Source organism: Kitasatospora sp. NPDC057198 (genome assembly GCF_042670125.1).
In the GTDB taxonomy this organism is placed as follows: Bacteria; Actinomycetota; Actinomycetes; order Streptomycetales; family Streptomycetaceae; genus Kitasatospora.
The window spans coordinates 1-5,925 of the sequence record NZ_JBHUWH010000471.1 but is presented as its reverse complement, the minus strand read 5'-3'; the positions used below and the strand labels follow the sequence as shown (position 1 = coordinate 5,925).

Sequence of the window (5,925 nt, the reverse complement as noted above, 5' to 3'; positions counted from 1 at the left end):
AGCGCGAGCGGCGCGACCTCGACAGGCTCAAGGACGGCCACCGGCCGTACTCCTGACCCGCCGAGGGCTGCGGAGGGCTCCCGTCAGTCCTCCGGCACCCTCTCCTTGGCGATCCGCACCTGCTCGGCGAACTGCTCGGCGGAGATCCGCTCCACCGAGGCGCCGTACTTCGCGGCCAGTCCGTCGGCGGGCTCCTCGTCGTGCTCGACCAGGTCGACCACCAGCAGCGCCCGGCCGCTGTCGACCCGCGAGGAGAGCACGATCAGCCCCGCGCCGCCGTCGGTCATCTCGGCCTGCTCGGCGGCGTTGCCGATCGCCGCGCCGGCGGCGAAGCCCAGCAGCACGCCGATCGGGCCGCCGAGCAGCCCGACCAGGCCGCCGACCAGGCCGGATCCGACGGTGGGGACGCCCGCGCCGCGGATGTGGCTCTCCGGGATGTCGACGATGCCCCCGGCGTCGCGCTCCAGCACCGCGACCTGCCGGAGCCCCGGCAGGTGCATCGCGTCCTCGTAGGCCCGGCGGCAGTCCGCCCGGTCGGTGAAGCCGAGCAGCAGCACGTTGTGGTGGTGGTCGCTCATCGCGGTTCCCTTCGCCTCGGCGGCGGTCGTCCTCGTCGGGTGCCGCGCCGGGCGCGGCACCCGCCCATCCTGCCCGCGCCGCCCGGGACCATGCCTGCGCCACACCGGGACGAAGCGGATAAAAGTCGACAATCACACCGCCGGGACGGGGCCCGGACCGCGCGATAATGGACCTCATGGCCCGCCGACGCACCCCCGCCCCCGCCGCCCCCGCCGCCCCGGCCGACTGCCCCTGCGGCCGGCCCGCCCGGTACGCCGAGTGCTGCGGCCGCCTGCACCGCGGCGAGGCCGCGGCGGGCAGCGCCGAGCAGCTGATGCGCTCCCGGTTCAGCGCCTTCGCGGTCCGCGACGAGCCGTACCTGCTGCGCTCCTGGCACCCGGACACCCGGCCCGCCTCGGTCGACTTCGACCCCTCGCTGCGCTGGGAGCGCCTGGAGATCCTGGGCTCCGCCGAGGGCGGCCCGTTCCACACCGAGGGCACCGTCGAGTTCCGCGCCCACTACCTGGAGGGCGGCCGGGCCGACGCCCTGCACGAGCACAGCCGCTTCGTCCGCCACCGGGGCGAGTGGGTCTACCTGGACGGCGACGTCCGCCCCTGACGCACCGTCAACCCCCGCCGCGCACGCGGTGCTTGAGCGCGAGCAGCGCCCCGCCGGGGCCGCGCGGCAGCAGCCAGCCGGTGTCGGTCCGGTCGACCGCGCCGAACCGGTACTTGTACGGCTCCCGGCCGCGCAGGAAGTCGAAGGTCCGCACGCCCTCGGCCGCGCAGTTGCGGATGGCCGCGTCGACCAGCGCGGTGCCCAGCGACTCGGCGGCCCAGCGCTGGTCCCAGCCGGTCTGGTAGTAGGCGAACCGGTCGGCCCAGCGGAAGCCGTACAGCACGCCGACCACCTCGTCGCGGTGCCGGGCGACCTGGAAGGCCGGGCCGCGGCCGGGCGCGGCGCCCCGGAGCAGCTGGCGGTGCAGCGGCAGCCGGTCGGCGGTGAAGCTGCTGGCCCCGCCCGCGGCGGCCTCCCGGCGCAGCCGGTGCAGGCGCAGCAGGTCGTCCAGCAGTTCAGGCTCGGCGGTGCCGGGCGGCAGCCAGTGGAAGCTGACGCCGGCGGCGGCGAGGCGGCGGTGGGCGCGCCGGTTGGCGGCCCGGAAGTCCCGGGAGCCGAGCCGGTCCGGGCCGTCGGCGAGGTCGGCGCGCGGGCAGGCGGAGCGGGTGACGGGGCGGGCGCCGGGCGGCAGCAGATCGCCGTGCGCGGCGTCCAGTTCGGGCAGCCACAGGGTGGTGCGGCGGGAGCGTTCGGCCAGCCAGGCGGCGACCTCGGCGCGCCGGTGCGGGCGGACGGCGGGGCCGCAGTGGTCGGCGGCGCCCGGCCCGGTGCCGAGCAGGGTGAGCGCGGGCACCTCGACGGGCAGCCTGCGGTGCGCCCGCAGCCGGACGGCGGCCAGCGGCAGCACCGCCTCGGCCCGGCCGTCCGGGCCGCGCCACACCGCGACCTCGCCCGGCCGTCCGGCGCCCAGGGTGCGCCACCAGGCGAGCACCCAGTCCGGCCCGGCGAACCACGAGCCGTCCGGGTCCTCGGCGATCAACTCCCGCCAGTCGTGCACGAGTTCGCCGTCCAGTTCGGGCGTGCGACGGATCTCCGGCACTCCCCCACCCCCCTCGGTGTCCTCAGTGGCCGCCGCGCAGCCGGTGCACGGCCGGGTGCAGCCCGGACAGGATGGTGTCGAAGCGGTCCCGTCCGGTGTGCGAGTTGACCCGCAGCCGGCTGATCCGCAGCCGGTGCGCCGGGGCCAGTTCGGCGTGCCGGTGGTCGAACAGGAACCCCGTACGGTACCCGAGGGTGCGCAGCACGCGGTCGGCGCGCGGGTCGTAGTTGCCGTTGGGGTAGGCGAAGCTGGTCGGCGGGCGGCCCATCCAGTGCGTCAACCGGTCGTGCGCGCGGACGAGTTGGTCGTCCAGGTCGGTGTCGGTGCAGCGGTCGAGGCAGGGGTGGGAGGCGGTGTGGTTGCCGATCGCCACTCCGGCGTGGGCCAGGGTGTGCAGTTCGCCGCGGCCCAACTGCCGCTGCCGGGGCGCCTGGTGCTTCGCGGTGGCGCGCAACTCGGCGAGGGCGAGCTGCCGTTGGCCGTCGGCGAGGGTCTTGAGCCGGCGGACGGCGGCGGACGGGTCGAGGCCGTGCAGCGCCTCGGCGCGGCCGCCGCCGCGGCCGAGCAGGTGGGCGGCCTCGGTCCACCAGTACGGCTGGTCGCCGTCGATCAGGTCGGTGATCACGTAGGCGGCGGCGGGGATGCCGAGCCGGACGAGGACGGGCAGCGCCTCGGTGAACACGGTGCGGTCGCCGTCGTCGAAGGTGACCAGGACGCTGCGGGCGGGCAGCGGGCGGCGGTGCTCGGCGGCTCGGGCGACCTCCTCCAGGCCGACCGGGCGGGCGGTGCGGGCCAGCCGTTCCATCTGGGCCCGGAAGGCCCCCGGGTCGTCGATGCCGTGGTAGGCGAGCACGGCGAGCCGGCGGGCGGCGCGGGCCCGGAAGACGGGTTGCAGCGGGGAGCGGCGCAGCAGTGCGTCGATGCCCCGTCGCCCGGCGGCGCGGTCCGCGGTCGGCATGGCCCGTCCCCCTCGGGTGGCACGGGCGGGCACCCCGGACGGTCGGCCCGGGGTGCCCGCTGGAGTCGAGGTCATCAGAATCCCATGACCGGGTAATGCCTGTCCCAAGTTCCTGGAAGCCGGCTGGGAACCAGCCGTGCGCGCGCCCCGCCACCTGTCCGGATCACCCCGTTTAGCGGCTGATATCACGCATTGGCATAGTTCGGGGGGACTGCTGCCCGCCCGCCCATGGGAGTGCCTCCACGATGACCATGCCCGGCTTCGGCTCTTTCGGCTCCGACGACGCCTTCTCCGACCTGCTCAACCGCTTCTTCGGCCTCAACCCGGCCGCCTCCCCGCCCGCCGTCCAGCGCGTCCCGATCGGGCGGCTGCTGACCGAGTCCGCCCGCGACCTGATCGCCCGCGCCGAGCTGCGCGCCCAGGAGGACGGCAGCACCGACCTGGACACCCCGCACCTGCTGTGGGCCGCCACCCGGGTCGAGCCGTCCCGCGGCCTGCTCGCCCGGGCCGGCGCCGACCCGGACCAGCTGGCCACCGCCCTGGAGCGCAGCCTGCCGGCCGGCTCCGCCGACCCGTCCGTGGACCCGGGCCTGACCCCGGCCGCCAAGCGCGTGCTGATCGGCGCGCACGCCCGCTCGCAGGCCGCCGGCGTCTCCTACATCGGGCCCGAGCACATCCTGGCCGCGCTGCTCGACGACCGGGACTCCGCGGTCGGCAGGCTGCTGGACGCCCAGGGCACCGACGCCGCCCGGCTGCGCGGCGGCGCCGAGGCGGCCGTCCGCGGCGAGCGGGCGCCCGGCAGGGCGGAGAGCACCACGCCGACCCTGGACGAGTACGGCCGCGACCTCACCGAGGACGCCAAGCTCGGCAGGCTGGACCCGGTGGTCGGCCGGGCCGAGGAGATCGAGCAGACCGTCGAGATCCTCTCCCGCCGCTCCAAGAACAACCCGGTGCTGATCGGCGAGCCCGGCGTCGGCAAGACCGCCATCGTGGAGGGCCTGGCGCAGCGGATCGTCTCCGGCGACGTGCCCTCCACCCTGAAGGACCGCCGGGTGGTCTCGCTCGACCTGTCCGGCCTGGTCGCGGGCTCCAAGTACCGCGGCGAGTTCGAGGAGCGGCTGAAGAACGTCATCGACGAGGTCCGCGAGGCCGCCGACTCCACCGTGCTGTTCATCGACGAGCTGCACACCGTGGTCGGCGCGGGCGCCGGCGGCGAGGGGGCGATGGACGCGGGCAACATGCTCAAGCCCGCGCTGGCCCGCGGCGAACTGCACGTCATCGGCGCCACCACCATCGACGAGTACCGCAAGCACATCGAGAAGGACCCGGCGCTGGAGCGCCGCTTCCAGCCGGTGCTGATCCCCGAGCCCTCGGTCGAGGAGACCGTGCAGATCCTGGAGGGCCTGCGCGACTCCTACGAGGCGCACCACCAGGTCCGCTTCACCGACGAGGCGCTGCGGGCCGCCGCCGACCTCTCCGACCGGTACGTCTCGGACCGCTTCCTGCCCGACAAGGCGATCGACCTGATCGACCAGGCCGGCGCGCGGGTCCGGCTGCGCGGCCTGGGCCGCTCCACCGAGGTGGTCGGCCGCGAGGACGAACTCGCCAAGCTGCGCCGCGAGAAGGACGAGGCGGTGGCCGCCGAGGACTTCTCCCGCGCCTCCGAGCTGAAGAGCCGGATCGCCGACCTCCAGGCGCAGAGCGCCGAGATCGAGGAGCGCCGCGAGGGCGTGGTCTCGGTGACCGTCGACGACGTCGCCGACGTGCTCTCCCGGCAGACCGGCATCCCGGTCGCCCAGCTCACCGAGGACGAGAAGGCCCGGCTGCTCAAGCTGGAGGACGAACTGCACGCCCGGGTGATCGGCCAGGACACGGCGGTGGTCGCGGTCGCCGAGGCGGTGCGCCGCAGCCGGGCCGGGATGGCCGACCCGAACCGGCCGGTCGGCTCCTTCCTGTTCCTCGGCCCGACCGGCGTCGGCAAGACCGAACTCGCGAAGGCCCTGGCCGAGTTGATCTTCGGGGACGAGGACCGGCTGGTCCGCTTCGACATGAGCGAGTTCCAGGAGAAGCACACCGTCTCCCGCCTGGTCGGCGCCCCGCCCGGGTACGTCGGCTACGACGAGGCCGGGCAGCTCACCGAGGCGGTGCGCCGCCGCCCGTACAGCGTGCTGCTGTTCGACGAGGTCGAGAAGGCCCACCCGGACGTCTTCAACGCGCTGCTCCAGGTCCTCGACGACGGGCGGCTGACCGACGCGCAGGGCCGCACCGTCGACTTCCGCAACACCGTGGTCATCATGACCTCCAACATCGGCTCGCAGCTGATCCTCTCCCACAAGGGCGAGACCGAGCAGATCCGCGACCGGCTGATGGAGGAGCTGCGCGGGCGCTTCCTGCCCGAGTTCCTCAACCGGATCGACGACATCATCGTCTTCGACGCGCTGGACGCCGACGACCTGCTGCGGATCGTCGACCTGATGCTCGCCGAGTCCGAGCGCCGGGTGAGGGCCCAGGGGATGGAGCTGGAGGTCACCGCCGCCGCCAAGGACTGGCTGGTCGACAAGGGCCACCAGCCCGAGTTCGGCGCCCGCCCGCTGCGCCGCACCATCCAGACCCAGCTCGACAACCGCCTCGCCACCATGCTGCTCGGCGGCGACCTGCGCCCCGGCGACACCATCGTCGCGGACGCGGAGGACGGCGAGCTGATCTGCTCGATCGGCCGCCCCGACCCCTCCTGAGCCCCCTCCTGAGCTC

At 75.1% G+C, this 5,925-nt stretch carries 5 protein-coding genes; 2 read left to right on the top strand and 3 right to left on the bottom strand.

All coding sequences use genetic code 11. From position 1 onward, the window contains the following. Positions 1 to 83: 83 nt before the first annotated feature. On the bottom strand, positions 84 to 578 hold the full coding sequence (locus ACFUEL_RS33370) for a hypothetical protein (RefSeq protein WP_380240930.1): 495 nt from the start codon (positions 576 to 578) through the stop codon (positions 84 to 86). 176 nt (positions 579 to 754) lie between these two features. Here ACFUEL_RS33370 and ACFUEL_RS33365 point away from each other — a divergent pair, with 176 nt between their 5' ends. Continuing rightward, the gene (locus ACFUEL_RS33365; RefSeq protein WP_380240929.1) at positions 755 to 1,177 is read left to right on the top strand and encodes a YchJ family protein; all 423 of its coding nucleotides are present in this window, start codon (positions 755 to 757) and stop codon (positions 1,175 to 1,177) included. A gap of 7 nt (positions 1,178 to 1,184) precedes the next feature. Here ACFUEL_RS33365 and ACFUEL_RS33360 read toward each other — a convergent pair whose 3' ends face one another. Beyond that, complete coding sequence (locus ACFUEL_RS33360) at positions 1,185 to 2,216, bottom strand: GNAT family N-acetyltransferase (RefSeq protein WP_380240927.1); 1,032 nt, start codon at positions 2,214 to 2,216, stop codon at positions 1,185 to 1,187. Between the two features lie 22 nt (positions 2,217 to 2,238). Then, positions 2,239 to 3,174: a polysaccharide deacetylase family protein gene (locus ACFUEL_RS33355; RefSeq protein WP_380240925.1), complete on the bottom strand. Its 936-nt coding sequence runs from the start codon at positions 3,172 to 3,174 to the stop codon at positions 2,239 to 2,241. Between the two features lie 245 nt (positions 3,175 to 3,419). Between ACFUEL_RS33355 and ACFUEL_RS33350 the strand changes: the two genes are divergently transcribed. Next, positions 3,420 to 5,909 carry an ATP-dependent Clp protease ATP-binding subunit gene (locus tag ACFUEL_RS33350; RefSeq protein WP_380240923.1) on the top strand — a complete coding sequence of 830 codons (2,490 nt, stop codon included), beginning with the start codon at positions 3,420 to 3,422 and terminating at the stop codon, positions 5,907 to 5,909. Positions 5,910 to 5,925 lie beyond the last annotated feature (16 nt).